Annotated in this window: 1 protein-coding gene; it reads left to right on the top strand. The window is 66.7% G+C overall.

The window, feature by feature from the left end:
• Positions 1-277: 277 nt before the first annotated feature.
• On the top strand, positions 278-700 hold a 423-nt coding region (locus AC5LUJ_RS22185; protein WP_493465667.1), incomplete at its 3' end, for an IS110 family transposase.

Below are 700 nucleotides of genomic sequence, written 5' to 3'. Positions count from 1 at the left end.
CATTCCTGGCGGCGAAGCCGCCACCTGGTCGAATGAGAATCTCGTAGGGCTGCGGTGACCTCTTGGCCGCGCGCCGCGGCGCGGCTGGGATGATGGTGAGGCGTTGCCCGGTCGACGTCGGCTCTCTCTGGTGCGGACGAGCCCGTGTTTGAGTATGGCGGCGGAGGCCTGGGGCACTTGTTCCTGCTGCCGTGAGCGCGTTCCTCAGTTTCCGTGTTCAGGCTTCCCCGGGCGACGCACCCTGAAGGGTGTTTCCTGGTTGGGAAGGGAGGCAGGGGTGGAAGTGGTGTTCCCGCGCTGCGCGGGGCTCGATGTCCATCGGGACACGGTGGCCGCGGCGATACGGATCCAGCCCGCGAAAGGACCCGCGAAAGTCGAGGTCCGAACGTTCACCACGACCGGGGGATCGCTGGGGCTCCTCGCGGACTGGCTGGCCCAGAACAAGGTCACGATCGTGGGAATGGAATCGACAGGGGTTTACTGGAAGCCGGTTTTCCACATGCTGGAAGACCAGTTCGAGTGCTGGCTTCTCAACGCGGCCCATGTGCGTAACGTACCGGGCCGGAAAACGGATGTGGCGGACGCCGTGTGGCTGGCGGATCTCGTCGCGCACGGTCTGGTCCGGGCGTCGTTCGTCCCCCCGAAGCCGTTCCGGGACCTGCGGGACCTCACCCGGGCGCGGCGTACGGTCGTGGAGGAG

Source organism: Protofrankia sp. CiP1_Cm_nod3, from assembly GCF_982290655.1.
The sequence above is the reverse complement of the archived record's forward strand: the minus strand, read 5'-3'. Positions and strand labels throughout refer to the sequence as shown.